Below are 24,754 nucleotides of genomic sequence, written 5' to 3'. Positions count from 1 at the left end.
TGTCACGCTCTAGCGAGGCTGTGCGCCGCCTGTGCCGCCTGCGCACCGTGTTCAAGCCAGCTTTCACTGCCCATTTCCGCCAGACGCGAGGCCGTACGGGCAAATGCATCCGATCCCTCGCCCTCGGTAAACAGTTTGTCAGGTGCGGCCGCAGCCGAGGCAAACAGCAGATTTCCGTTGTCGTACAAGGCATCTATGAGGGTAATGAAGCGCCGTGCCAGATTGGCCTCGTCCTGTCCCATGCAGGGAATGTTGTCGATCACGACAACGGGAAAACGCCGTGCCAATGCCAGATAGTCGTTTGGTCCAAGGGGTTTTCCACACAAAGAGTTGAAATCAAACCGGCAGACCCGCCCTGCCGCCTGCTCCACCACAAAGCTGCGACCAATGAACTCCAGCGTAACCGGCTGCGTGCTGGCTGAACCGGCCTGATGGGCAAAAATGCGGTCAAGCGTTGCATGGGCCTGTGCATCGGCCGGGACCAGCCATGTCTGGCGGTCCTGCTCGCGCCCACGGCGGTAATCGCGCGGCGAATCCAGCTCGATCGTATCCAGCTCACGCCGGATAATGGCAATAAACGGCTTAAAGGCATCCGCCCCCGGCCTGTTCTGGAATAGTTGCGAAGGCTCGGTATTGGATGTGGCGACAATCACCACGCCATCGGCAAACAGGGCCTCGAACAGGCGACCCAGAATCATGGCGTCGGCAATGTCGTTCACCTGAAACTCGTCAAAGCACAAAAGCCGCACGCGCGCGGCAATGGCTTTGGCCAACGGGGGAATGGGGTCGGCCATGCCGGGGTTGGCCGCCTTGAGGGCATGCAGCTTCTGGTGCACGTCCTGCATGAAGCGCAAAAAATGGATACGCTCCTTGAGTCTGACCGGCGCACAGCCAAAGAACAGGTCCATGACCATGGTTTTGCCACGCCCTACCCGCCCTACAATATAAAGCCCGCGTGGCCCGCTCTGTGCGGCCTGCGTGGGCTGGCTCATCAGCTTTTTGGCAAGCCCCGCCAGAAAGGCCCGCCCCTTGCTGGCGGGGGAGGCCGCCTGTGGCGCACGTTCGGGCATGGCCGCAAGTTCGCGCCACAACTGGTCCAGACGTTCGACCACACGGGCCTGATCCGGATCGCTCTTGATGTCCCCGGTGGCGATGCGCTGCCGGTAAACTGCCAGAGGCCCCTGTGCGGTCGCAGCGGAGGCCCCGCTCGTGTTCATGTCTGTCATAATTCTGCCCGATAACGGCTTGAAGGCTCTTTAAGCAAGCACCATCACCTCTCCTAACCGTGTCGTGACAAGGTGGGAGTGCTCTGGTGCTGTTGATGGGTCCATCATACCCATATCGGAGTCCACGTCATGACCGACTGGAATGCTTATCGCGCCAATATGCAAAAAAACGTCAAAGCACTGGCGCAATTGACCCCCAATACGCTCAAGGGGTTGCAAACGCTGGAAACTCCGCTCCCCGAACTCAAACATCTGGATGCCAAAACGCGCGAACTCATTGCGCTGGCCGTGGCCGTAACCACCCGATGTGATGGCTGCATTGCCGTGCATTCCGCCGCCGCCCGCAAGGTGGGCGCAAGCAAGGAGGAAATTGCCGAAGCCCTTGGCGTGGCCGTAGCGCTGAACGCAGGGGCGGCCCTTGTTTATTCCAGTCGGGTGATGGAAGCGTTTGACAGCACGGAGGGCTAAAGCCCGGCCAATCAGACCACGCCCCTACCTGAAGCGGCAGGGCTGGTCGACTGTGGGGGCCTCATCCGTCTGGATAACCAGAAGCTGCACCGGACTATCCCCCACATTGCCCGCATAATGCCCTATGCGACCATGCCCGTCGCGCACACTGCGCTGGTCCTCGCCCAGCGATATTTCACCCGGCCCCATGACCACCTTTGTTCCGTCCATGGCGGTTACAAACCATGACCCGCTCAGCGGAATGATCCACTGCACCTTGGGGTCGGGGTGCCACGTGCCATTCCAGTGGGCGGGCTGGACGGTAAAAATCATCTGCGCCGCACCCGGAGCCAGCCGATCCTGCCATTGAGGCCCCGCCGGGTGTGACATGGTCTTGAGATTAAAATTCCGCACCGGGCATTTTGTCATGTGGCTGATACCGGATTTGTCCGTCCAGTTATGCCAGTACCACATTGTGGGTGCCTGCTTATCCTGAGCCTGAGCCTGAGCCTGAGCCTGAGCCTGAGCCTGAGCCTGAGGTAAAAACAGGCTCAGGCCCACAGGTAAACACAGGAGCAGCGCCATATGGTGCGTGCGGATTTTTCCGGCCAGAATTCCGGGAATGATTTTGTAAACATCCATGATCAGGCCCCTACCCTTTAAAAACCAGAAAACTGTTGAACAGGTCGCAACACATCCTGCCAGCCCCGTGCTGGCACCTGCGCCCTATTCGGCCTGCGCCAAGGGGAGTGTTGGCATGCCATGCCCACCGGGCTTAAGCACCCACACACGCTCCCCCCGCCTTTGGCGATCACTGGTAACACGCACGCCATGCGCCAGAAAAACAGCCTGCGCCCCACCCCGCCAAGCGGTAAAACGATCCAGCCTGACCGGCACATCCAGGCAGGACTCCCGAAGGGGCGCAACACTCACCACTGCCGCCGCCTGCGCACAGACATTATTGGGTAAGGCCGCACGCCCATCCGATGAATCATGGATACGCAGAACAACCTCTTGCCCGTGGCGCAACAGGGCGCAGGTGCCTGCCACTTCACCTTCGCCGCAGATCAGGCTGCCATCGGCTGTTTCCGCCCCCGCCACCCCCTTGGCGGGAAAATCGGATACAGGCAGGGCCGTTGCCTGCGCCCATGCTGCTTTTACAACGCGTTCATCCCGCGCATGGCCCATAACGCGCAGGGTGGCTGCGTCCCTTACCCCCATCAACTGCCCATCCGGGCTGATCAGAATATCAGGCTGGGTCATCAGCCACGGGGTTATGGTCCCTAGCAGCACAACAGGCATTCCCCACCACCGCCACGCCCCGCGCCACAGGCACAGCCAGCACAACCCGAGCAGAACAGCGCCCAGCCCCCAGCCCGGCATGGCAGGCACGACAATACGCGCCCCCGGCCAGCCCGCCACACAGTGCGCCAGCCACAGCACAATGCGCACGCCGCCATTCATAAGGTGTAAAAATGGACCATCGGCATGCAAAGGCATGGCGAGAAGCGCGATCAACCCCAACGGCATGATCCACAGCGCCATTAACGGCACGGCCACCAGATTGGCCAACACAAAAAATGGCTGCACAACACCAAAATGCGCCATCACAACAGGTAACGTCGCCGTCCCTGCCAGCAGGCTGGTCAGCACCAGCATCAGACCATGCCGGACCAGTGTCTGCCGCACCCCTGCAAGCCCGGACAGGCCACGCAGCAGACGTGGGTGCAGCACCTCATACCCCGCCACAAGCGCGATAACCGCCGCCATGGACATCTGAAAAGCCACATCCAGCACAACCTGCGGAGCCACAAGCAGCATAAGCGTTGCCGCCAGCGCCAGCCCGCGCATGGACACGGCCCTACGCCCCACCATAAGCCCGAACACCACAATGGAGGACATCAGCCAACTCCGCTCCGCTGGCAGGTGCACACCCGTAAGCAGCACGTAACCACCGCCCACCACCCACGCCACAAAGGCGGAAACAGCCTTGCACGGCCACCGCAGGGCCGCATATTCCCACGTGGCCAGCACCATGCGGCAGACCAGCATGGCAGCCCCTATAACAATGCCAAGATGCAGCCCCGCCACTGCCAGCAGGTGCGCAAGCCCGGAAGCGGCAAAGTCCTCCCGCACACTCTGCGGCACGGCCTCGGCCCTGCCATCCAGCACAGTGGCCACAACCGCGCCGGAGGCTCCGGGCAGAACATGGCGGATACGCGCATCCACCCGCTCGCGCAGTGTATCCAGCACTTGCGAGGCCCCAAACGCGCTAGGCTGTGGACCGGATTCCACCAGCACGGGTTCCTGCGCGTAACCACTCCCCGCACGGCCAGAAAACCATGCCTCGAACTGCCTGTCCCGCCCACCGGGCAAGGCAGGAAAAGGCGGAGGCTGCAACACAGCACGCACACGCACCCCGTCTCCGGGCAGCAGGGCCACCGAATCCTGCGGGACCAGACGAATATCCAGCGTGCGGCGCAGGGGCTGCATGCCATCATCCACAAAATCATGCAGGACAGCCTGTGCCAGCGTAATCCGCCGCATCAGGCCACCTTGCTCCATGGGTGCGGGAAAATAGGCAATATCGCGCACAATACCCGTAACCTCGGTGCCCCGGCGGGGCAGTTCGGGCATGGGGGGCTGGCGGTGGGCTGCAAGCCATGCCACGCCAAAACCTACAGCCAGTGCCACACCAACCCCACCCGGCAGGCGCGCCAACAGGCTATGTGGCCAGCAAAAACACGCACCAAGGCACAGGCCCGCCACTACGGCAGGCAACACCACGCCCACACCCCATCCCGGCTCACAAGGCCACAGAAAATAAGCCAGCGCACCCAGTGCGAGCATAACGGGAACCCACAGTACAAGCCGCCTGTGCTCGCCCTCGAACAACACCATGACAGACATCGGGTTCAGCATATGGCTCCCTGCGCCCGCGCGTGATAAAGAAACGCCCCATGACGACCATCCGCACACGCTTTGCTCCGAGTCCGACAGGCCTGCTGCATATTGGCAACGCCCGCGCAGCCCTGTTCAACTTCCTCTTTGCCCGTCACCATGGCGGTCAATTCCTCCTGCGTATTGAAGATACCGACCGCGAACGCTCCACCCAACAGGCCGTAGATGTAATTTTTGCGGGCATGGACTGGATGGGCATTACGCCGGATGAGGAACCCGTCTTCCAGTCCACGCGGGAGGCCCGACACCGCGAGGTGGCACTGGAACTGCTTGAAAAAGGTCTGGCCTACAAGTGCTACTGCACGCCAGAAGAACTTAAGCAGATGCGCGAAGACGCCATGAAAAATGGTAAGCCCCCGCGCTATAACGGCCTGTGGCGCGACCGCGACCCCGCCGAAGCCCCAGCCGGTGCCCCCTTTGCTGTCCGCATTAAAGCCCCGCGTGAAGGCGAGGCCATTATTGACGATCTGGTGCAGGGCGAAGTGCGCGTCGCCAATATTGAGCTGGATGACATGATCATCCTGCGCTCCGATGGCACCCCCACCTACCAGCACGCCGTGGTGGTCGATGACCACGACATGGCCATTACCCACGTTATCCGTGGGGATGACCACCTGACCAACACCTTCCGTCAGGCCATGATCTACCGCGCCATGGGCTGGGACCTGCCGCGCTTTGGCCACCTCCCTCTTATTCATGGCCCCGATGGCGCCAAACTGTCCAAACGCCACGGTGCGCAGTCGGTCGTGGAATTCCGCGATATGGGCTACCTGCCCGAAGCCCTGTGCAACTACCTGCTCCGTCTGGGCTGGGGACATGGGGATGCGGAAATCCTCTCCCGCGAGGAACAGATCAAACTGTTCGACATTGATGGCGTGGGCCGCGCCCCCTCGCGCATGGATTACGCCAAGCTGGACCACATCAACGCCGTATGGCTGCGCCAGACCGATGACGTGCGCCTGACCGACGACGTAATGGACCGCCTGAAAAAAGTAGACGGCGTGACGGTGGACGAAACCACGCGTGCGCGTGTGCTGGCCCTTATGCCCGGCCTTAAGGAACGTGCGCGCACACTGGTTGAACTGACCGAGAACGCCGCCTTCCTCGGCCGCCATGTGCCCCTGCCCATGAACGCCAAGGCCGAAAAACTGCTCACCCCCGAAGGCCGCGCCCTGCTGGGTGAACTTGCGCGCGATCTGGCCGTGGTTGAACCCTTCAGCCCCGAAAACATAGACGCCGCCCTGCGCGCCTTTGCCGAACGTGGGGGGCACAAGCTCGGGCAGGTTGCCCAGCCACTGCGCGCGGCTGTAACCGGCTCCAACTCCTCCCCCGGAATCGATGCCACGTTGCAGGCACTGGGCCGGGACGAAACACTGGCCAGAATAGGAGCCGTTCTGCATGGCTAGCTTTCCCGGCCGCCACACCCGGCATCTGCTCGGGCTGGAGGGCATGACGCCAGACCAGATCGAGCCGCTGCTGGATCTGGCCGAGAGCTACGCCCTGCTCAACCGCTCCCGCAAGGTCCCGCGCGACGTGCTGCGCGGGCGCACCCTGATCAACCTGTTCTTTGAAGACAGCACCCGCACGCGGACTTCCTTCGAACTGGCAGGCAAGCGGCTGGGGGCGGATGTGATCAACATGTCCGTCGCCCAGTCCTCGGTGAACAAGGGGGAAACCCTGCTGGACACCGCAGCAACCCTGAACGCCATGCGCACCGACCTGCTGGTGGTCCGCCACTCCCAGTCGGGCGCTCCGGCCCTGCTGGCGCGCAAGGTGGAAGCCTCGGTCGTGAACGCGGGTGATGGCATGCATGAGCACCCAACCCAGGCCCTGCTGGACGCGCTGACCATCCGCCGCCACCATGGCACCCTTGGGGGCCTTAAAGTCGCCATTTGTGGAGACGTCGCCCACTCACGCGTGGCGCGCTCCAATATTCACCTGCTCACCACAATGGGCAGTTCCGTGCGCCTTGTTGGCCCGCCAACACTGGTGCCGGGCAACCTTGGCCAGCTTGTGGTGGACATCCACCACAGCATGGAAGACGGCCTGCGCGATGTGGACGTGGTGATGATGCTGCGCCTGCAACGCGAGCGCATGTCCTCCGGGCTGATCCCCAGCGCGCGCGAATACTTCCGCTTTTTTGGTCTGGACCGCAGGCGGCTGGACCTTGCGCACAAAAACGCGCTGGTCATGCACCCCGGCCCCATGAACCGGGGCGTGGAAATTGACAGTTCCGTTGCCGATTCCGACCAGAGCGTCATTCAGGAACAGGTGGAAATGGGTGTGGCCGTGCGCATGGCCGTTCTGGACCGTCTAACCCGCAGCAGGCAAAATCCATGACCACCGTTGTTTTTGACAATGTCCGCCTGATCGACCCCGCATCCGGGCTGGACCAGCCCGGCCGCCTTGTTGTGCAGAACGGACGGATTGCAGGCATAGACAAACCCGGCGCGCAGGACCTACCCGAAGGGGCAACCCGTGTAGATGGCCAAGGTGCGGTGCTCTGCCCCGGCCTTGTGGACATGCGCGTGGAAATTGGCGAACCCGGCTATGAATACCGCGAAACCATAGCCTCCGCCACGCGGGCTGCCTCCGCTGGGGGCATTACCACCATTGCGGTGCTGCCGACCTGCAAACCCGCCATTGATAACCCCGCTCTGGTCCGCATGCTCCGCGCACGCGGGGAAGAAACCGGGGCCGTGACCATTCTGCCCTACGGTGCCCTGACCAAAGGGTGCGAAGGCAAGGAACTGGCCGAAATTGGCCTGCTGCATGAGGCCGGTGCCGTAGCCTTTACCGATGGCAACCGCGCCATAGACCCCACCCGTCTTATGCGGCTGGCCCTGGCTTACGCCAGCGGCTTTAACGCCATGGTGGTCCAGCACCCCGAAGACCCGTCTCTGGCGGGGTCGGGCTGTGCCACATCGGGCGCGCTGGCCACGCGGCTTGGGCTTGCGGGCATTCCCACCGCCGCCGAATCGATCATGATCGCGCGTGATATCCGTCTGGCGGAACTAACCGGGGGGCGCCTGCACTTTGGCCACGTCTCCACCGGGGAAGGGCTGGACCTGATCCGCACCGCCAAGGCGCGGGGACTGAACGTCACATGCGATACGGCCCCCCCCTATTTTGACCTGAACGAAAACGCGATTGGCGACTTCAGAACCTACGCCAAATTCTCCCCTCCCCTCCGCAGCGAGGCGGACCGGCTGGCCGTGTGCACGGGGCTGGCCGATGGCACGATCGACGCCATTGCCTCCGACCACCACCCGCGTGATGCGGACGACAAACGCCTGCCCTTTGCGCAGGCCGCAACAGGCGGCACGGGTATGGTCACGCTGCTGGGCGTAACCCTTGCACGTGTGCATGACGGCACGTTGAGCCTGCCACAGGCTCTTGGCCTGCTGACCCACCGCCCCGCCAGCCTGCTGGGTGTGGAGGGCGGCACGCTGGCCGTGGGGGCCATGGCCGATCTGTGTCTGTTCGCCCCCGAACAGAGCTGGCTGGTGACTGCGGGCAAACTCCCCGGCCGTGCGCAGAACACCCCGTTCGATCGCCGCCCGCTCGAAGGCCGTGTGCTAGGCACATGGAAGGCCGGACAACGCGTGTATGAGGCGGATGCAGCATGATCGGGCAACTCCCCTCCTACGTGCTGTGGCTTATGGCGGCCATGGCCTTCATGGGCTACGCGCTGGGCAGCGTGCCATTCGGGCTGATCCTGACCAACCTTGGCGGTGCGGGCGACCTGCGTAGTATTGGCTCGGGCAATATTGGCGCGACCAATGTCCTGCGCACCGGCCGCAAGGACCTTGCGGCCGCCACTCTGGGGCTGGATGCGGCCAAGGGCTTTCTGGCCGTGCTGATCGCCTGGGTCATGACCTCACCCGATTATTCAGACCACACAGCCTCCCTTGCTGCTCTGGCTGCGGTGGTGGGGCACTGTTTTCCCATTTTTCTGGGCTTTCGGGGAGGTAAGGGCGTTGCAACCGGGTTGGGGGCACTGCTTGCACTCTCCCCCATTACCGGGCTGGTGGGGTGCGCTGTGTGGCTGGGTGTTGCCAAGGCATCTCGCATTTCCTCCGCCGGGGCATTGGCTGCGTTTGTGGCCATGCCGGTTGTTATTCTGGCCCTCTATGGCTTTTCCTTTCAGGCCAGCCCCAAGCCCATGGCGACACTCCTGATCAGCATACTGGTCATTGCCCGCCACCATGAAAACATTGGCCGTATTCTCCGGGGCACCGAGTCCCGCATTGGCCAGAAAAAGGACTGACCGGCCTTTGCGCCGGCTGGACCACCCCAGAATATGAACAACCTGTTCGCGGCCCTGCGGCTTGCACGGACCGAACATGTCGGCCCACGCACATGGCAACGGCTGGTGGCGCAGTATGGCACCCCCGCTGCGGCACTGGACGCCCTGCCGGGCCTGCCCACCAGAGGCCGCACCCGCCCCGCCATTCCTCCGGCAGACAGCATTCAGCGCGAAATAGACGCGACTCTGGCCCTTGGCGGGCAGTTCCTGACCCTGCTGGACGGCAACTACCCGCCCCTTTTGCGGCACATCCCTGACGCACCACCCGTGCTGAGTATTCTGGGCAACCCGGCCTGCCTGTGCCAGCCGGGCATTGGCATTGTGGGCGCGCGCAACGCCTCCGCCCAAGGGTTGCGGCTGGCCGAAAGCCTTGCAACCGAACTGGCCGACTCCGGGTTGACCATTATTTCCGGCCTTGCGCGGGGGATTGATAGTGCCGCCCATAAGGGAGCCCTTTACAAACAGGGGCTAACCCTTGCCGCCATAGCGGGCGGGCTGGACTGCCCATACCCCCCCCAGAACGCTGCCTTGCAGGACCAGATTGCCCAAATGGGTGCGGTCGTAACCGAAGCTCCTCTTGGCACAGCCCCGCAAGGCCGCCACTTTCCGCGCCGGAACAGGCTTATAGCGGGGTTGGCCCTTGGCTGTGTTGTGGTGGAAGCGGCCCCCCATTCTGGCACGCTGATCACCGCACGTATGGCCGCCGATTACGGGCGCGAGGTATTTGCCGTACCCGGTTCCCCGCTCGATCCAAGGTGCAGGGGCAGCAACGACCTGCTGCGCAAAGGAGCTATTCTGACCGAACGCGCCGCGGATATTCTGCCGCACATTGCGTTTACCACCCCCCAGAACCCGGCTTTGGGCCTGAGCCGCACAAAATCCATGCCTGATCTATTTGCATCTCTCCCCCCTTCCGCCACCACATCTGAAGATGAGAGTATTTTTAAAAATAATACACAAAAACAGTTAGTTACGGACAACCCTCCAACTTTATCAGCCGACCAGAACACGCACATTTCCCCCGCCACGCAACTGCTTGACCTTCTGTCCTTTACACCCGTAGCTGTTGACGATCTTATAAGGCGCTGCCAGTTCTCGGCTTCTGTCGTTCTGGCCGCGCTCACCCAGCTTGAGCTGTCAGGTCAGGTGACCACCTATCAGGATGGTCGCGTTGGGCTAACTAACGGGCAGGCAGAAACGAGTAGGTAAGTGCTGCTTCCGGGCAGGTCGGAGAGAGTATGACTGACGTTGTTGTGGTCGAGAGCCCAGCCAAGGCTAAAACGATCAACAAATATCTGGGCGATGGCTACACGGTGCTTGCATCGTTTGGACATGTGCGCGACCTCCCGCCCAAAGACGGGTCCGTTCTGCCGGATGAAGGCTTTGCCATGAAGTGGCAGGCCGATGACCGCGGTACAAGGCAAGTTGCCGCCATTATCAAGGCGCTCAAGGGTGCCAAACATCTCTACCTCGCCACTGACCCGGATCGGGAAGGGGAGGCTATTTCGTGGCATGTGCGGGCCATGCTGGAGGAGCGTAATGCGCTCAAAGGCGTGGACGTGCAGCGTGTCACGTTTAACGAGATTACAAAAAGTGCCATCAAACACGCCATGGCGCACCCGCGTGAGCTTGATCTGCCGCTGATCGAGGCCTATCTGGCCCGCCGCGCGCTGGATTATCTGGTGGGCTTTACCCTCTCCCCCGTGCTGTGGCGCAAGCTACCGGGGTCGCGCAGTGCGGGGCGGGTGCAATCCGTTGCCCTGCGCCTGATCTGTGAGCGTGAGGCGGAGATTGAGGTTTTCAAACCGCGCGAATACTGGAGCGTTATTGCATCCCTGCTGACCCCTGGCAGCGCGCCCTTTACCGCACGGCTGACCCATCTGGATGGCAAAAAGCTCGACCAGTTCGACCTGAGCAATGCTGATCTGGCCGAAGCCGCCAAACGCGCGGTGGAAGCCGAAGAACTGAGCGTGCGCTCCATTGAGCGGCGCAAGGTCCGGCGCAACCCGCAGCCACCCTTTACCACCTCCACCTTGCAGCAGGAGGCATCGCGCAAGCTGGGCATGAGTGCCCAGACCACCATGCGCACCGCCCAGCAGCTCTATGAAGGCATGGAACTGGGGGGGGAAACTGTCGGTCTGATCACCTATATGCGAACCGATGGCGTGACCATGGCGCAGGAGGCGGTCCACGCCATACGCGGCCATATTGGCAGCAAGATTGGCGCGGACTACGTACCCGCCCAGCCCCGCCACTACACATCCAAGGCCAAAAACGCGCAGGAAGCGCATGAAGCCATTCGGCCGACCGATATTTCGCGCACACCCGAGTCCATGGCCCGCTACCTGAACAACGACCAGCGCCGCCTGTACGAACTGGTGTGGAAGCGTGCTGTGGCCAGCCAGATGGAATCGGCAACGCTGGACCAGGTGGCGGTGGACATCGCAGGCCCCTCCGGCCAGACCGTGCTGCGCGCCAACGGCTCGATCATTACCTTTGACGGTTTTCTCAAACTCTACCGCGAAGGGCGCGATGATACCGAGAAAGCCGCAGCAGATGACGATTCCCGCATGCTGCCCCCCATGCACGAGAAAGACCCGCTCAAGCGTGAGGGTGTGGAAGCGGAGCAGCACTTTACCCAGCCGCCGCCGCGCTATTCCGAGGCATCTTTGGTTAAAAAGATGGAAGAGCTGGGCATTGGCCGCCCTTCCACCTACGCTTCCATCCTGACCGTGTTGCAGGACCGCAGCTACGTGCAGCTTGAAAACCGGCGCTTTGTGCCAGAAGCCCGTGGGCGGCTGGTCACCGCGTTCCTCGTGTCCTTTTTTGAACGGTATGTGGACACGGGCTTTACGGCCAGTCTGGAAGAACTGCTTGACGATATTTCGGACGGTCAGGCCCAGTGGAAGGAAGTTCTGGCGTCCTTCTGGCACGATTTTTCCAAGGCGGTGGGTGACACCAAGGAACTGACCATTACCGATGTGCTCAACGCATTGGACAAGGACCTTGGGCCATTCTTCTTCCCACCTCGCGCGGATGGATCGGACCCACGGCACTGCGCCTCCTGCGGCACAGGGCGGCTTGGGCTTAAGCTTGGCCGTTACGGCGCGTTCATTGGCTGCTCGAACTACCCCGAATGCCAGTTTACCCGCAGGCTGACAGCCGAAAGTGCCGAAGATGGCGATGGCAGTGCCGCACTCAAGGACGGCATGCGCCTACTGGGCCAGCACCCGCAAACGGGTGAGGACATTACGGTCCGCCAAGGCCCGTGGGGGCTGTATGTGCAGCAGGGCGAGCCGGACCCTGAGGACAAAAAAGCCAAACCCCGCCGCGCATCCCTGCCCAAAGGCATGGACGGAGCCAGCATTACGCTGGATCAGGCTGTCGGCCTGCTCTCCCTCCCCCGCCTTGTGGGCCTGCACCCCGAAACGGGTGAGCCGATCGAAGCGGGTCTGGGCCGATTTGGCCCCTTCGTTAAAATGGGCGCGGTCTATGGCTCGCTCGACAAGGATGACGACGTCCTGACCGTGGAGCTGAACCGTGCTGTGGATGCTCTGGCCAAAAAGCTGGCCTCCATCCGCAATCTGGGCAACCACCCCAAGGATGGAGAACCCGTTATGGTGCGCAAGGGCCGGTTTGGCCCCTACGCCCAGCACGGCCAGTTTGTAGCCACCCTGCCACGTGGCACAGACATGGACGCAGTCACGCTGGACGAGGCCGTGGCCCTGCTGGCGGATAAGGGCAAGCCGCTCAAGGCCAAGGCCGGAGCCAAAAAGGCACCCGCCAAGAAAAAAGCTGCGGCCAAAACCACTACAGCCAAGACGGCCACCAAAGCTCCAGCCAAAACCGCAGCCAAGACCACCACAAAGAGCGCGACCAAAACCACCAAGGCAAAAGCCGCCACCGCCACGGAAGGCGATGCGGCCCCCGCCAAACCCAAGGCCCGTAAGGCCACCACCACTCCGCGCAAAAAAAAGGCTGAATAACCCATGCCCGGCAGGTCTGAAGTCGCTGCCCTTCCTTCCAGCGCAGCACTTCGGGCCTTCCTGCTGGACGGGGTTGTCCCTGTTGGGCTGAGCGACATGCTCCGCGCATTTGACCGCCCCATCCGGGACAAGGCGCGCCTTAAGTCCATACTGCACGACATGGCCCTGAGCGGAGACCTGCTGGACCTGCCAGCAGGACGCCTCAAAACCTCCATCGGGCTGCCAGAAACCGCACGCGCGCGCATAACCCATATCCGCAATGATGGTACGCCATGCGGCATACTGGCCGATGCCCAGGCAGCAACACCTGTTGTCATCACCACACGCGCGCCAGATCTGCCATACCCTTTGCCCGGCGATATGGTTCTGGTCCGCCTGCGCCCCGCCTGTGGTGCCCGCCGCCGGGAGGCCCGGGCCGAACGCCTGCTTGTACGCACCGAGGAAGCCCTTGCCTTTTCCCGCGCTCTTGGGGCCGATGGCGCGCCTTTGGACCAATTATGGGCGTGCAACCCCCATATTGCGGGTACATTCCCTCTGGCCGCACCAGAACAGCATGCCCTGCCAGAACCGGGGGAAGTGGTTATGGCCACCTTGCGCCAGATGCCCGACGGCACACTGGCCGCAGACAGCCCCATACCCTACGGCCGGGCGGCTGCCGCTGGCATGGCCAGCCAGCTCAGCCTGCTTACGCACGCCATACCCACCAGTTTTTCTGCCGAAGCGGAGCAGGAGGGGCAGCACGTGGCCGAACTGGCTGCGGCCGGACACGACCAGCCCGCCCCCGCCAACCGGTGCGACCTGCGTAGCCTGCCCCTGATAACGCTTGATGATGAAACCGCTCAGGACTTTGACGACGCCATATGGGCGGAGGCGACCGATACGGGTTTTCACCTTGTTATTGCCATTGCCGATGTCAGCCACTACGTGCCCTGTGGCTCCGCACTGGATGTGGAGGCCCGCACGCGTGGGACGTCCATTTACCTGCCCGACCGGACCGTGCCCATGCTGCCCCCCAGCCTGTCGGCCAATGCCTGCTCGCTCCGGCCCGGGCAGGACAGGCTCTGCCTGTTTGCCGATATACAGATTACGCATGAAGGGCAGATACTGGGCAGCACAATCGGGCGCGGCATCATGCGCAGTGCGGCCCGCCTGACCTACCGGGATGCACAGGCAGCGCTGGACGGCAAAGCCCTGCCCGCCACACACCCGGTCCACGCCCTGCCCACAACTTTGCTGCCAACCCTCATGGCTGCAAGCCATGCGTTGGACAAGGATGCAACCAAACGCGGCGCCATGCGTTTGGATGAAGATGCCTGGGCCATCACCTTCCACCCCGATGGGCAGCCTGCTGCCTTTTTACCGCGCGAGCGCCTTGCAACCCACGATCTGGTTGCCAGCTTCATGATCGCGGCAAACACACTTGCTGCCCGGATTGCGCACGAAAACCGGCTGGTTGTGCCTTTTAGGGTCCATCCCGCTCCTACGGCCATGCTCCCCCGCCCCGCCGCGCGTTACAGCGCCGTGCCGGGCCGCCATTACGGGCTTGGTCTGCCGCTGTATATCCACTTTACCAGCCCCATCCGGCGCTATGCCGATCTGGTGGCGCACAGAGCCATAAGCGCATGGTGCGCAAGCAGGGCTGGCCCGGATAAAACCGCCCCTGCTGTGGCCTGCGCGCCACCGCGCACGCAGGATTATGCGCTCGCGTCGCACCTTAATTTTACCGAGCGACGGGCCGGAAAAAGCGTTCAGGATTGCCAAAATCGGCTGACGGCGGCCTTTCTGGTTCCCCAGATAGGGCAAAACGTGAACATCCATGCCACCACAACAACACGGCATGGCCTTTGCGTGCGATTGACGAAAACTGGAACTCCGTCTTTGCTGCCCTGGTCTGCTTTTCCGGATTACGCAAGGATGAATGACGACTCGCCGTACAGCGGCCTTGCCGCGCGCTACACGCCCCTTATCCAGAACGGGGCGCTGCTTATGGCAGTTCTGCTGGCAACCTGCCCGGCGCGTGGCGTGTCCGTACTGGCGTCCCCCACCCATGCGAGCTGAACTTCCCTTCCGCTATGTTCGGGCCATTGTGCAGCACCAGTTGCTCGTGCCCGGCGTTATGCTGGCCATTCTGCTGCTGTGCCAGCCAGCCACGCTGCATGCCCAGAGTGGTAATGGTGCCCCCGTACCCAACCCACCGCCAGCAACCCCTCAGCCCGCACCCTCCGGTGCGCCAGTTGGGGCAGATGCACCGGCCGAGCCGCTCCCGGCTACAGCCAACGCGGCACCCACAACACCTGCCCTGCCCGATGTGCCAGCTCCCCCGCCCCCTCCGGCGGTGGACATGCCGCTTGTGCATTCCGTTATTGCCACCGCACTGGAATTTTTAGGCCCCCGCACGCTTGAGCCCCACAGCAGCCGGGATTTTACCCTATGGGGGCTAGGCTGCCTGACAGCGCTGGACCCCACACTGACCTTCGATTCCCGTGGCACCAACATTCAGTTGCTCTCAGGCCCTCTGCCCCTGCTCTCCCGCCCGGCGCCACCGGCGGACAATGTGGATGACTGGGCCAGACTGGCCACCGATTTTCTGGAAGCCGCACGTGCCCATTCCGCTGCCGTGCGCTCGGCTGAACGCGATGATCTGTTACAGGCGTTTTTTGATGAACTGTTCAATCATCTGGACCCCTATTCCCGCTACATAGGTCCATCCTCGGCCAGTACCGACCGTGAGGCCCGAACAGGTGGGGAGGCCGACGCAGGCATTACGCTGGCCCAGAACGGGCGGCATATTGTTGTATCCGCCATTAACGCCAACGGCCCGGCATGGACGTCCGAGATTGATACAGGGGACCGGATTATTGCCGTTAATGGCCAGTTAACGGCAGGGCAGTCCGCCGCAACCGTTACAGAATGGCTCCGTGGTCCAGAAGACAGCGCCCTTATCCTGCGCCTGCTCTCCCCCGGTCGGCGGCGCGGACATACGGTAACACTACGCCGCTCCAAAGTGCCGCCAGAAACCGTGTTCGCCTTTGCCAGCGGCCCCATTGTAGTACTCCGGGTTACGGCTTTTTCCTCCGATACAGCGGAGGAAATGAGCCAGTACCTCGATCAGGCCACACAGGACAAAAACCTGCGGGGTCTGATCATAGACCTGCGGGGCAACCGGGGCGGCGTACTGCAACAGGCTGTCACCGCTGCGGCATTGCTGCTGGACCACGGCGTTGCCGCCGTAACCAGTGGACGGGACCCACAGTCCAACCATATCTGGGCCGTGCAGGGGGGGGACATGACCAACGGTCTGCCCATTGCCGTTCTGGTTGACGGACGCACCGCCAGTGCCGCGGAAATTCTGGCAGCCGCTCTGGCCGATCACCGCCGTGCCGTGGTCATTGGCAGTGCAACACTGGGCAAGGGGCTGGTGCAGACCGTGGCGCAGCTCCCGGATGAGGGCGAACTGTTTGTCACATGGAGCCGCGTGATTGCTCCCCTGCACTGGCCCTTGCAGGGACTGGGCGTTATGCCGCAGATCTGCACCAGTCTGGGGGAAGCCGATACAACCCATGCCCTGCGTACGCTGGCCAGCGGCAAGCTGGCCAATCAGGCGGCCATAACCGCCTCACGCGCGGCGCGTTACCCGCTGACCGTCCCCAGTATTCTGGCCATTCGCAAGGCATGTCCGGCGGCATTGGGCAATGACCGGGACGTAAGCGTGGCGCGCGACCTGATTAACCATCCGGCATGGTACAAAACCGCCATAGCCGCCATTCCAGATGACGCAGCCCCGGCCCCCCAGATTTCCGCCGCACCATGAATGATGACATGACCCCTCCCCCACGCCTGCGTACCGACCTTGTCGCCCGCGCCCTCCTCCGCCAGTCCGGGCTGGATGGACGCTCGGCCATGCTGCTACGTAAGGGTGACCCGGATGCCGGGGGGATTCTGGTTATATTACTCGGCCGAAACGGAGAGGGTATTGTGCTCACCCAGACCCGCACGGCACAAGGTGAGGCCGCATGGCTGCGTGGCACGGGAACAACACCCGTAGGCGCGGAGCAGATTCAGGCCTATGTTGACCGGCAACTCAAATACGACCCGGATTTATGGGTGCTGGAAATTGAAACTTTGGACTTCAGCCCTCCGTTTGAAGCAATACTGATCTGACAAGAAAGGTAGGTATTGTGGCTTAACCCACACGCCTGCGGTATTTATGACGCATAAAATCCACAAGTTTGGGAAAACTCTGGCTTCTGCCTGTTGCGTCATACACAACTTTACAGCAAAGAAGGCAGGCATGTGTGCCCTCGTACCATCAAACGCCATACGTGATGTATCGCACAACCTTTGCCACAGCAGGGAGAAGACCATGAAGCCGCGCCGTATACTGCTTGCGCAAACGCTGCTTTCTGCGCCGCTTGCGGCTGGCCTCCTGCTGTCCGCCGTCTCAGCGCACGCGCAGCCTGTTCAGGGGCTGTATATTGCCGGGGAAGGTGGCGGGACCCTTAACCAGGACCAGCGCGTTAAAAGCACAGCCCACTTCCCTGACGGTCGTGACCGTTGGAAAGCTGGCGCTGTTGGAATCGGCTCGGTGGGCTGGGGCCTTGGCAACGGTTTTCGTGTTGAGGTCGAAGGCAATTACCGCAATATGGACTATAACCGCCTTGTGACCAGCACACTGGCCACAAAAGGGGATGGCCGACGCCAGACCTACGGCGTTATGGTTAATGCGCTGTTTGACCTGGACATCGGCAAGCCATGGCTGTTCCCCTATTTTGGGGCCGGTGTTGGCTATGGCTGGACCTCCACCAATGCGTCGCTTGTCGGGAGCAATGGCTCTGGCAACACAACGCAGCGTATTGGTGGCACGTACGGTAATGCCACCTATCAGGGCATTTTTGGTCTTTCCTTCCCCGTACCGTGGGTTGTTGGCCTGTCGGCTACCGCGGAATACCGGTTCTGGACCATGTTTGGCCCGCAATCCCATAGTGTGACCTCCACAGGGAACATTGGTGGCATTCAGGCGGCCACGGGCGTTGGTACCATCAGCGGCACCCACAAGACCGTCACAGACTTCAACCATTCCATGATGCTGGGTCTGCGGTACGAATTTAATCCCGCGCCACCTCCGCCCCCACCAGTTGCCAATGTTCTGGCCCCTGCCCCGCAGGCCGCACGCAGCTATCTGGTGTTCTTTGACTGGGATAAAGCCGACCTGACCGACAGGGCACGTTCCATTGTGAACGAAGCCGCACAGGCAGCGGCCCATGTAGCTCTGACCCGCATTACAGTCTCGGGCTACACCGACAATTCCTCCGCCCATCCGGGCGAGAAGGCAGGCGAAGAATACAACATGAAGCTCTCCATCCGCCGCGCAACGGTTGTTAAAGCCGAGTTGATGCGGGATGGGATTGCTGGCTCCACCATTGATATTCATGGTTACGGCGACACGCACCCGCTTGTGCAGACTGGCCCGAACACCAAGGAAGCCCAGAATCGGCGTGTGGAAATTCTCTTCCGCTAACAGACAGGCTTTTCCCCTGTCCTAAAAAAGCCCGCCCCATTTGAGGCGGGCTTTTTTTATGGCCTGAACCAGCCTGCATATGCCGGCTGGTGCTTACAGACCCGAAAAGAGGGACGTGGAGAGGTAACGTTCAGCAAAAGATGGCGCTATGGCAACAATGGTCTTGCCTGCGTTTTCTTTTTTATGGGCCAGTTGCAACGCCGCATGCAGCGCCGCCCCGGAGGAAATACCAACGGGAATACCATCAATACGTGCGCAGCGTCTGGCGGCGGCAATGGCCTCACGCTCGGAAACGGTCAGTACCCCATCCAAAGATTTAAGGTGCAACGTTGCGGGGCAAAAACCCGGACCAATTCCCTGAATACCGTGCGGGCCGGGTTCATCCCCGTTCAGAATGGCACTTTCCGCTGGCTCCACCCCAAAGACCTGTATGCCTTTGCGCCGGGGCTTGAGCGATTCTGCAATCCCGGTTGCAGTACCCCCGGTGCCAACACCAGCCACAACAATATCGACCTTGCCTGCCGTATCAATCCAGATTTCTTCCGCCGTGGTCGCGGCATGCACCGCAGGGTTTGCCGGATTATCAAACTGGTCTGGCATCCACGCGTCTGGTGTTTCAGCCAGGATTTCGTTCGCACGGGCGATCGCACCTGCCATGCCAAGGCGCGCGGGGGTCAGTTCCACCTGTGCGTCCATCAGCCGCACCATGCGCCGCCGTTCGATGGAAGCACCCTCGGGCATGGTGACAATCAGCCTGTACCCACGGGCAGCGGCTACAAATGCCAAAGAGATCCCGGTATTCCCCGACGTAGGTTCCACCAGCAGGGTGCGGCCGGGGGTAATTTTGCCCCTACGCTCGGCATCCAGCACCATGGCTGTGCCGATTCTGTCCTTGACTGAGCCAAGTGGATTAAAAAATTCCAGCTTGAGCAGCACGCGGCTTGTCAGCTTGTCTTCGTGCATAATGCGCGGCAGGGCGACCAGAGGTGTTCCACCCACCACATTCAAAACCGAGTCGTAAACTCTCCCACGAGGCGCTGCAAAGCCGTAACCCTCGTTATCGTGCGTTGTTGATGGCATTTGGTCCCTACCTGAACTGTTTATATGTTCAACTGTCTTATAATACGAATTTCCAACGTAGATAAACAGGCATTCCCCTGCTATAAGCACACAACACAGCAAGGCTGGCACATCATACGCCAGACCGTAAGCCAAGCAGGAAGGACCTTGCGCATGATTCTTCGTCGTGACAGAGCAATGACCGCTGTTCTCATCATGCTGGACGTTGCTTTCCACGCAGGACGCTCCAATGCGGTCAGTGCCGCAGATATTGCCGAGCGTTCCGGGCTGGCCCGCCGGGGGATCGAGCCGCTGCTTCAAGCACTCTCACGCTCGGGGCTACTGGAAAGCATTCGTGGCCCGCGTGGGGGCTACCGGCTGGGCCGCCCCCGCCGCGATGTAACCCTGATCAATATTATTGAAGCCGTCCTGAACGAGGACCCCGAAGGCAGCGATGGCCCGCAAGGCCCCCTCTTCCACAAGGTTATTGAACCCTGCTGGAGCGGCTTTGACACAAAGCTGACAGAGCAGATGCGCCAGACCACACTGGACGAACTGGTCCGTCAGGCGGAAGACGCTGGGCTCAAGCGCCCACAGAGCGAACCCATTACTTTTTCCATCTGATTTTCAGCCCCTGTTCAGTGGGCATAAAAAAAGCGGTGCCGCATCAAACGGCACCGCTTTTTTATTGAACCTATAAGAACAGTTTAGTTCTTGCTGGCCTTGGCCGGACGGACCGCCCGCTTGGTCACTGCCTTCTTTTCCGGCGCGGCCGGAACGGGGGCGGTCACCGCAGGGTGTGGAATAAACACGCCTGTGGCATCCACCTGCGCTGTAACCGTAAGATGGGTGCGCTGCTGGCCGGGACCGGGGATAAGGATAACCGTAAACTTGTCCTGCCCCGCGTAACCCTGCGTGGGGGTGTAGGTTACGTGCGTGTCGTTATCCAGCGAATACAGGAACGCCTTGCCATGTTCGGGAGCCGGAGCGGCCCCGAATGTCAGGTAAGGCTTCCCATCAGGCTGGGAGACGAGCACTTCGCACAGACCACCATCGGAGCGGACCGTCATGGTGGTGGAAAGCTGGCCGTCAGCCTCTTTCTTGATGGGGGTTGTGCTGCACACGGCAGATTTTTTGAGATACCCAAACGGATTGGGAGATCCGACATGGACAGGGCCCACGGTTGTCGCGCAGCCGGCAAGCATGCCAGCAGTTAGCGTCAGCCCGGCAATTCCTCGTAAGCGCACTCCACAGCTCCGCTTCATTCTTGTTAAATCAACCATAACCCAGCGCGTTCCATTTAGTTAAAGGGTTAAGCTCTGCCCGCTGGCCAGACCAGCGCAACACGCCATAACGCCGCATGAGTCGTCCTTGCCTTTAAATCATCCAGCAGCAGGAAGGAAGAGGCCCGGCCCGCTCCTTTTGGCACCCCTGCCTGTTTGTTGACAGGCAGGGAAAAGTAAAAACATCGTTTAGCCATAACACAGCCCTATCACGACCAGCGCAGGACACGGCCATATATGCATAATCCTGCCATGAGCCCCCTGCTGGGAAATGACGGTATGACAAATTAGGCCGTTTCTTTCCTGCCTGAATAGGCTATTGCGTTGTGCAGCATCTGTCGGAGGTCCTACCGTATGTTCCTTTCCCGTCTTTTTGCCGCGGGTGTTCTTGCCGCGGGCGTTCTGCATGGTTCCGTTACTTTTGCCGCCAGTCCGTGCGGCCATTCCCCCGCGCATGAAGCATTCAACGTGCAGGGCCTTAAAAGCGAGCTGATGGTAACAGCCCTGTCGTGCAGTGCGCAGGACCGCTACAATGCGTTTGTCGCCAAGTTCCGCACCGTTCTGCTGAACGAGGAAGACAAGCTGAACGGCTACTTCCGCTCCACTTTCGGCCGCAGCGCACAGCGTGAACATGATGACTACATTACCCAGCTCGCCAACGTGCAGTCCGAGCAGGGTTTGCAGTCTGGTACCATCTTCTGCCAGCAGCGCATGGCCATGTTTGATGAAGTGAACGCGCTGGATAACGGGGAAGACCTCTCCAATTATTCCGATGCCAAGGATGTCACCCAGCCCGCATCGTTTGAAACATGTGCAGCCCCCACAACCACACGCGCTCCCGTACGCCGCCGGACCACCCACAAGGCCGCGTAATGGCCCGCAACCACAGGCGGCATACCGGGCATCTAACGTCCGGGCTGCCTCTGGTGCTTGACGAATCAACGCCAAAGCGGGACAGACTTCCCGCATGAGCGATCTGTTTTCCGCCCCCACACCGCCCCGCAAGTCCGCCAGTGCCTCCGCCCGCCCCAAAGCGCCGGAGAACGAGGCGTATGACGCCAGCGCCATTGAGGTGCTGGAGGGGCTGGAACCAGTCCGCCGCAGGCCCGGCATGTATATTGGCGGAACGGATGAAGGTGCGCTGCACCATCTGGCCGCCGAAATTCTGGATAACTCGATGGATGAGGCGGTGGCAGGCCACGCCAACACCATTGACGTACATCTGGCCCCGGACAACCGCCTTTCGGTCCGTGATAACGGGCGGGGTATTCCCGTTGACCCGCACCCCCGCTTTCCCGACCGGTCGGCGCTGGAAGTTATTCTGACCACACTGCATGCCGGTGGTAAGTTCTCGGGCAAAGCCTACGCCACATCCGGCGGGTTGCACGGTGTTGGGTCATCCGTGGTCAACGCCCTTTCCTCACGCATGGATGTGGAAATCGCGCGGGACCGCACCTTGTGGCAGCAGTCTTATGAACGCGGCAAACCCGTAACCGCGCTGGAAAAAGCCGGAGCAGCCCCCAACCGGCGTGGCACCCAGATTACATTCCAGCCCGACCCCGAAATTTTTGGCACGCATGTTTTTGTGCCCGTCCGCCTGTACAAACTCTGCCGCTCCAAGGCGTTCCTGTTCCGTGGTGTGACCATTCGCTGGTCGTGCGATCCCACGCTGATCAAGGCGGGGGATGAAACCCCGACCGAAGCTGTTCTGCACTTCCCCGGTGGTCTGGCCGATAGTCTGGCCGATGACCTTGGCCCCAACGCACCCCTGCTCACCCCCTTCTGGTCGGGGGAGGCGCCCCTACCCCCACAGGCGGATGGAACGGACAACGGCAAGGTGGAATGGGCCGTCGCCTTTTTGGAAAGTGGTGCGGCGTCCCTGATCTCCTACTGCAACACCATTCCGACTCCGCAGGGTGGTACGCACGAGACCGGGTTCCGCAATGCGCTGCTCAAGGGCCTGCGTGCATGGGGCGACCAGCGCTCCATAAAAAAAGCGGCCAGCATTACAGCAGAAGACATACTGGGCATGATTGCCGCCCGCCTGTCCGCCTTTATTCGGGACCCGCAGTTCCAAGGCCAGACAAAGGAAAAACTGACCACGGCAGAGGCCAGCAAGCTGCTCGAAACAGCCTTGCGCGACCGGTTTGACCACTGGCTGGCCCAAAACCCCGCACAGGCGGATTCGCTGCTCAGCTTTGCCATCGACCGGGCGGAAGAACGCCTGCGCCGCCGCGAACTCAAGGACACACCGCGCAAAAGTGCGACCCGCCGCCTGCGCCTGCCCGGCAAGCTGACCGACTGCACCAAGGAACACGCCCCCGATACCGAAATTTTTCTGGTGGAAGGGGACTCGGCAGGCGGGTCCGCCAAACAGGCCCGCAACCGCGAAACACAGGCCGTTCTTCCCCTACGTGGCAAAATTCTGAACGTGGCCAGCGCCACAACGGAAAAGCTACGTGCCAACCAGGAACTGCGTGACCTGATAGAAGCTCTGGGCTGTGGCTCGGGCGAGCGGTTTGACCTGACCAAACTGCGCTATGGCCGCGTGATTATCATGACCGACGCGGACGTGGATGGCGCGCATATTGCCTCCCTGCTCATGACGTTCTTCTACCGTGAGCTACCCGAGCTTATTCGCAACGGTCACCTGTATCTGGCTCAGCCCCCGCTATACCGGCTGACACAGGGCGCGCACAGCGTGTACGCCATGGATGATGCGGACAGGGAACGCAAAATGGCAGTCCTGAGCAAAAAGCGGGGCAAGATTGATGTCTCCCGCTTTAAAGGGCTGGGGGAAATGCCTCCGGCGGATCTGAAGGAAACCACAATGGACCCGCGCACCCGCACTCTGCTGCGCGTGGTTGCCCCACCAGAAGACCGTTTGAGCACGCGTGAGCGGGTAGAAAGCCTGATGGGCCGCAAACCCGAACTCCGTTTTGCCTTTATTCAGGAACATGCCCGCTCGGTTGATGAACTGCTGGATATCTGACCCAGCGACCTCCTCAACCGCGGGTGCCCCTATATTCCACGCCCCGCCATAATGTGAGCAGCCCATGAGCACGCCCACTTTTTCTGTCAGGGAGCGTTTGTCCGCACTGCTACAGGTTGTGGGCGGCATGCTCTGCCTGCAATTTGGTTCATCTTATGCCAAAATGCTGTTCCCCGCTTTTGGGGCTGCGGGCATGGTGGGGCTGCGCACCTTTTTTGCCGCAATCATGCTCATGCTGTTCTTCCGCAGTTGGCACAGCCTCTCGCGCAGGGTGCTGCTGCTGGTACTGCCCTATGGGCTGTCTCTGGCGGGCATGAACTATTTTTTCTATCTCTCGCTCGGGCGGTTGCCGTTGGGCACGACTGTAGCGCTGGAGTTTACCGGACCTCTTGTTCTGTCCTTCATCCATACCCGGCGCTGGAGCGATGTGGTGTGGACAAGCCTGACCGTGCTGGGGCTTGTGCTGCTGCTCCGCCCGGAATCAGCCGTACGCCCCGATCTTATTGGCATTATGTTTGCTTTGCTGGCTGCCATTTTCTGGGCGCTATATATTATTTTCGCCCGTAACATTGCAGGTAAGCTGCCGTCTGGTCAGGCGTGTTCACTGGGTATGCTGTGTGGTGGGGCTGCTGTTTTTGTGCCCTGCACCATCCCTGCCCTGTGGGTTGGGCTGCATGCTCCCCTTTTGCTGGGGTTGAGCGTTGTTGTTGCCCTGTGTTCGTCCGCCCTGCCTTACACGCTGGAAATGCAAGCCATGCAAAAACTGTCCGCCCGCGAATTTGGCGTGCTGTGTAGTCTGGAACCTGTTTCCGCAGCGCTGGCTGGTGCCATATTGCTGCATGAGGTTCCATCCCTTCTGCGATTGTGCGGTATTTTATGTGTGGTTCTGGCGTCTGTCGGCACCGTGCTGATGCCCCGAAGTGGCAAAAGCACAGCGCCAGACGGACCGATTCTTCCAGAATAATCGGTCCGC

The 24,754-nt window shown here is 61.3% G+C and carries 20 protein-coding genes; 15 read left to right on the top strand and 5 right to left on the bottom strand.

All coding sequences use genetic code 11. From position 1 onward, the window contains the following. Positions 1–2 precede the first annotated feature (2 nt). A complete protein-coding gene (gene zapE, locus GOB86_RS05070) occupies positions 3–1,226 on the bottom strand; it encodes a cell division protein ZapE (RefSeq protein ID WP_165991280.1) in 1,224 nt (407 codons plus the stop codon). 129 nt (positions 1,227–1,355) lie between these two features. On the opposite strand from zapE, the gene GOB86_RS05065 reads away from it, so the two are divergent. After that, a complete protein-coding gene (locus GOB86_RS05065) occupies positions 1,356–1,694 on the top strand; it encodes a carboxymuconolactone decarboxylase family protein (RefSeq protein ID WP_165991279.1) in 339 nt (112 codons plus the stop codon). Positions 1,695–1,718: 24 nt separating this feature from the next. On the opposite strand, the gene GOB86_RS05060 is transcribed toward GOB86_RS05065, so the two are convergent. Both GOB86_RS05060 and GOB86_RS05055 read right to left on the bottom strand, forming a co-directional pair. After that, the gene (locus GOB86_RS05060) at positions 1,719–2,258 is read right to left on the bottom strand and encodes a cupin domain-containing protein (RefSeq protein ID WP_408737320.1); all 540 of its coding nucleotides are present in this window, start codon (positions 2,256–2,258) and stop codon (positions 1,719–1,721) included. Positions 2,259–2,399: 141 nt separating this feature from the next. Next, positions 2,400–4,595, bottom strand: a complete 2,196-nt coding sequence (locus GOB86_RS05055; protein ID WP_165991278.1) for a ComEC/Rec2 family competence protein — start codon at positions 4,593–4,595, stop codon at positions 2,400–2,402. A gap of 38 nt (positions 4,596–4,633) precedes the next feature. Between GOB86_RS05055 and gltX the strand changes: the two genes are divergently transcribed. The 10 genes from gltX to GOB86_RS05005 all read left to right on the top strand — a co-directional run bounded on the left by gltX (position 4,634) and on the right by GOB86_RS05005 (position 18,447). Continuing rightward, on the top strand, positions 4,634–6,040 hold the full coding sequence (gene gltX / locus GOB86_RS05050) for a glutamate--tRNA ligase (RefSeq protein WP_165991277.1): 1,407 nt from the start codon (positions 4,634–4,636) through the stop codon (positions 6,038–6,040). Beyond that, entirely contained in the window at positions 6,033–6,974 is a 942-nt protein-coding gene (locus tag GOB86_RS05045) for an aspartate carbamoyltransferase catalytic subunit (protein WP_165991276.1), read from the top strand. Before gltX ends, GOB86_RS05045 begins: the two co-directional genes overlap by 8 nt. Next, on the top strand, positions 6,971–8,263 hold the full coding sequence (locus tag GOB86_RS05040) for a dihydroorotase (protein ID WP_165991275.1): 1,293 nt from the start codon (positions 6,971–6,973) through the stop codon (positions 8,261–8,263). Before GOB86_RS05045 ends, GOB86_RS05040 begins: the two co-directional genes overlap by 4 nt. Further along, the gene (gene plsY / locus GOB86_RS05035; RefSeq protein WP_253543662.1) at positions 8,263–8,904 is read left to right on the top strand and encodes a glycerol-3-phosphate 1-O-acyltransferase PlsY; all 642 of its coding nucleotides are present in this window, start codon (positions 8,263–8,265) and stop codon (positions 8,902–8,904) included. Before GOB86_RS05040 ends, plsY begins: the two co-directional genes overlap by 1 nt. A 33-nt stretch (positions 8,905–8,937) precedes the next feature. Beyond that, positions 8,938–10,152: a DNA-processing protein DprA gene (gene dprA, locus GOB86_RS05030; protein ID WP_165991273.1), complete on the top strand. Its 1,215-nt coding sequence runs from the start codon at positions 8,938–8,940 to the stop codon at positions 10,150–10,152. Between the two features lie 29 nt (positions 10,153–10,181). Beyond that, positions 10,182–12,929: a type I DNA topoisomerase gene (topA, locus tag GOB86_RS05025; protein WP_165991272.1), complete on the top strand. Its 2,748-nt coding sequence runs from the start codon at positions 10,182–10,184 to the stop codon at positions 12,927–12,929. A 3-nt stretch (positions 12,930–12,932) separates the two neighbouring features. Then, positions 12,933–14,987, top strand: coding sequence for an RNB domain-containing ribonuclease (locus GOB86_RS05020; RefSeq protein WP_165991271.1), 2,055 nt, complete (start codon positions 12,933–12,935; stop codon positions 14,985–14,987). Continuing rightward, positions 14,977–16,740 (top strand): S41 family peptidase, encoded by a 1,764-nt coding sequence (locus tag GOB86_RS05015; RefSeq protein ID WP_165991270.1) that lies wholly within the window; start codon positions 14,977–14,979, stop codon positions 16,738–16,740. Before GOB86_RS05020 ends, GOB86_RS05015 begins: the two co-directional genes overlap by 11 nt. Positions 16,741–16,748: 8 nt before the next feature. Continuing rightward, the gene (locus tag GOB86_RS05010) at positions 16,749–17,090 is read left to right on the top strand and encodes a DUF1491 family protein (protein WP_165991269.1); all 342 of its coding nucleotides are present in this window, start codon (positions 16,749–16,751) and stop codon (positions 17,088–17,090) included. 130 nt (positions 17,091–17,220) lie between these two features. Next, positions 17,221–18,447, top strand: a complete 1,227-nt coding sequence (locus GOB86_RS05005) for an OmpA family protein (RefSeq protein WP_194301088.1) — start codon at positions 17,221–17,223, stop codon at positions 18,445–18,447. Positions 18,448–18,540: 93 nt separating this feature from the next. Here GOB86_RS05005 and cysK read toward each other — a convergent pair whose 3' ends face one another. Then, entirely contained in the window at positions 18,541–19,527 is a 987-nt protein-coding gene (gene cysK, locus GOB86_RS05000) for a cysteine synthase A (RefSeq protein WP_165991267.1), read from the bottom strand. A gap of 153 nt (positions 19,528–19,680) precedes the next feature. Between cysK and GOB86_RS04995 the strand changes: the two genes are divergently transcribed. Next, positions 19,681–20,130 (top strand): RrF2 family transcriptional regulator, encoded by a 450-nt coding sequence (locus GOB86_RS04995; RefSeq protein ID WP_165991266.1) that lies wholly within the window; start codon positions 19,681–19,683, stop codon positions 20,128–20,130. Between the two features lie 83 nt (positions 20,131–20,213). Here the strand turns inward: GOB86_RS04995 and GOB86_RS04990 are convergent, their stop codons facing one another. Then, positions 20,214–20,753, bottom strand: a complete 540-nt coding sequence (locus tag GOB86_RS04990) for an Ig-like domain-containing protein (RefSeq protein WP_165991265.1) — start codon at positions 20,751–20,753, stop codon at positions 20,214–20,216. A 390-nt stretch (positions 20,754–21,143) separates the two neighbouring features. Between GOB86_RS04990 and GOB86_RS04985 the strand changes: the two genes are divergently transcribed. The 3 genes from GOB86_RS04985 (at position 21,144) to GOB86_RS04975 (ending at position 24,745) form a co-directional block, all read left to right on the top strand. Next, on the top strand, positions 21,144–21,662 hold the full coding sequence (locus GOB86_RS04985) for a hypothetical protein (protein WP_165991264.1): 519 nt from the start codon (positions 21,144–21,146) through the stop codon (positions 21,660–21,662). Positions 21,663–21,756: 94 nt separating this feature from the next. Then, positions 21,757–23,781, top strand: a complete 2,025-nt coding sequence (gene parE, locus GOB86_RS04980) for a DNA topoisomerase IV subunit B (RefSeq protein WP_165991263.1) — start codon at positions 21,757–21,759, stop codon at positions 23,779–23,781. 64 nt (positions 23,782–23,845) lie between these two features. Beyond that, complete coding sequence (locus GOB86_RS04975; protein WP_165991262.1) at positions 23,846–24,745, top strand: EamA family transporter; 900 nt, start codon at positions 23,846–23,848, stop codon at positions 24,743–24,745. The last annotated feature ends 9 nt before the right edge of the window (positions 24,746–24,754 follow it).

It is taken from the genome of Acetobacter lambici, assembly GCF_011516885.1.
Taxonomy (GTDB): Bacteria; Pseudomonadota; Alphaproteobacteria; order Acetobacterales; family Acetobacteraceae; genus Acetobacter; species Acetobacter lambici.
The sequence above is the reverse complement of the archived record's forward strand: the minus strand, read 5'-3'. Positions and strand labels throughout refer to the sequence as shown.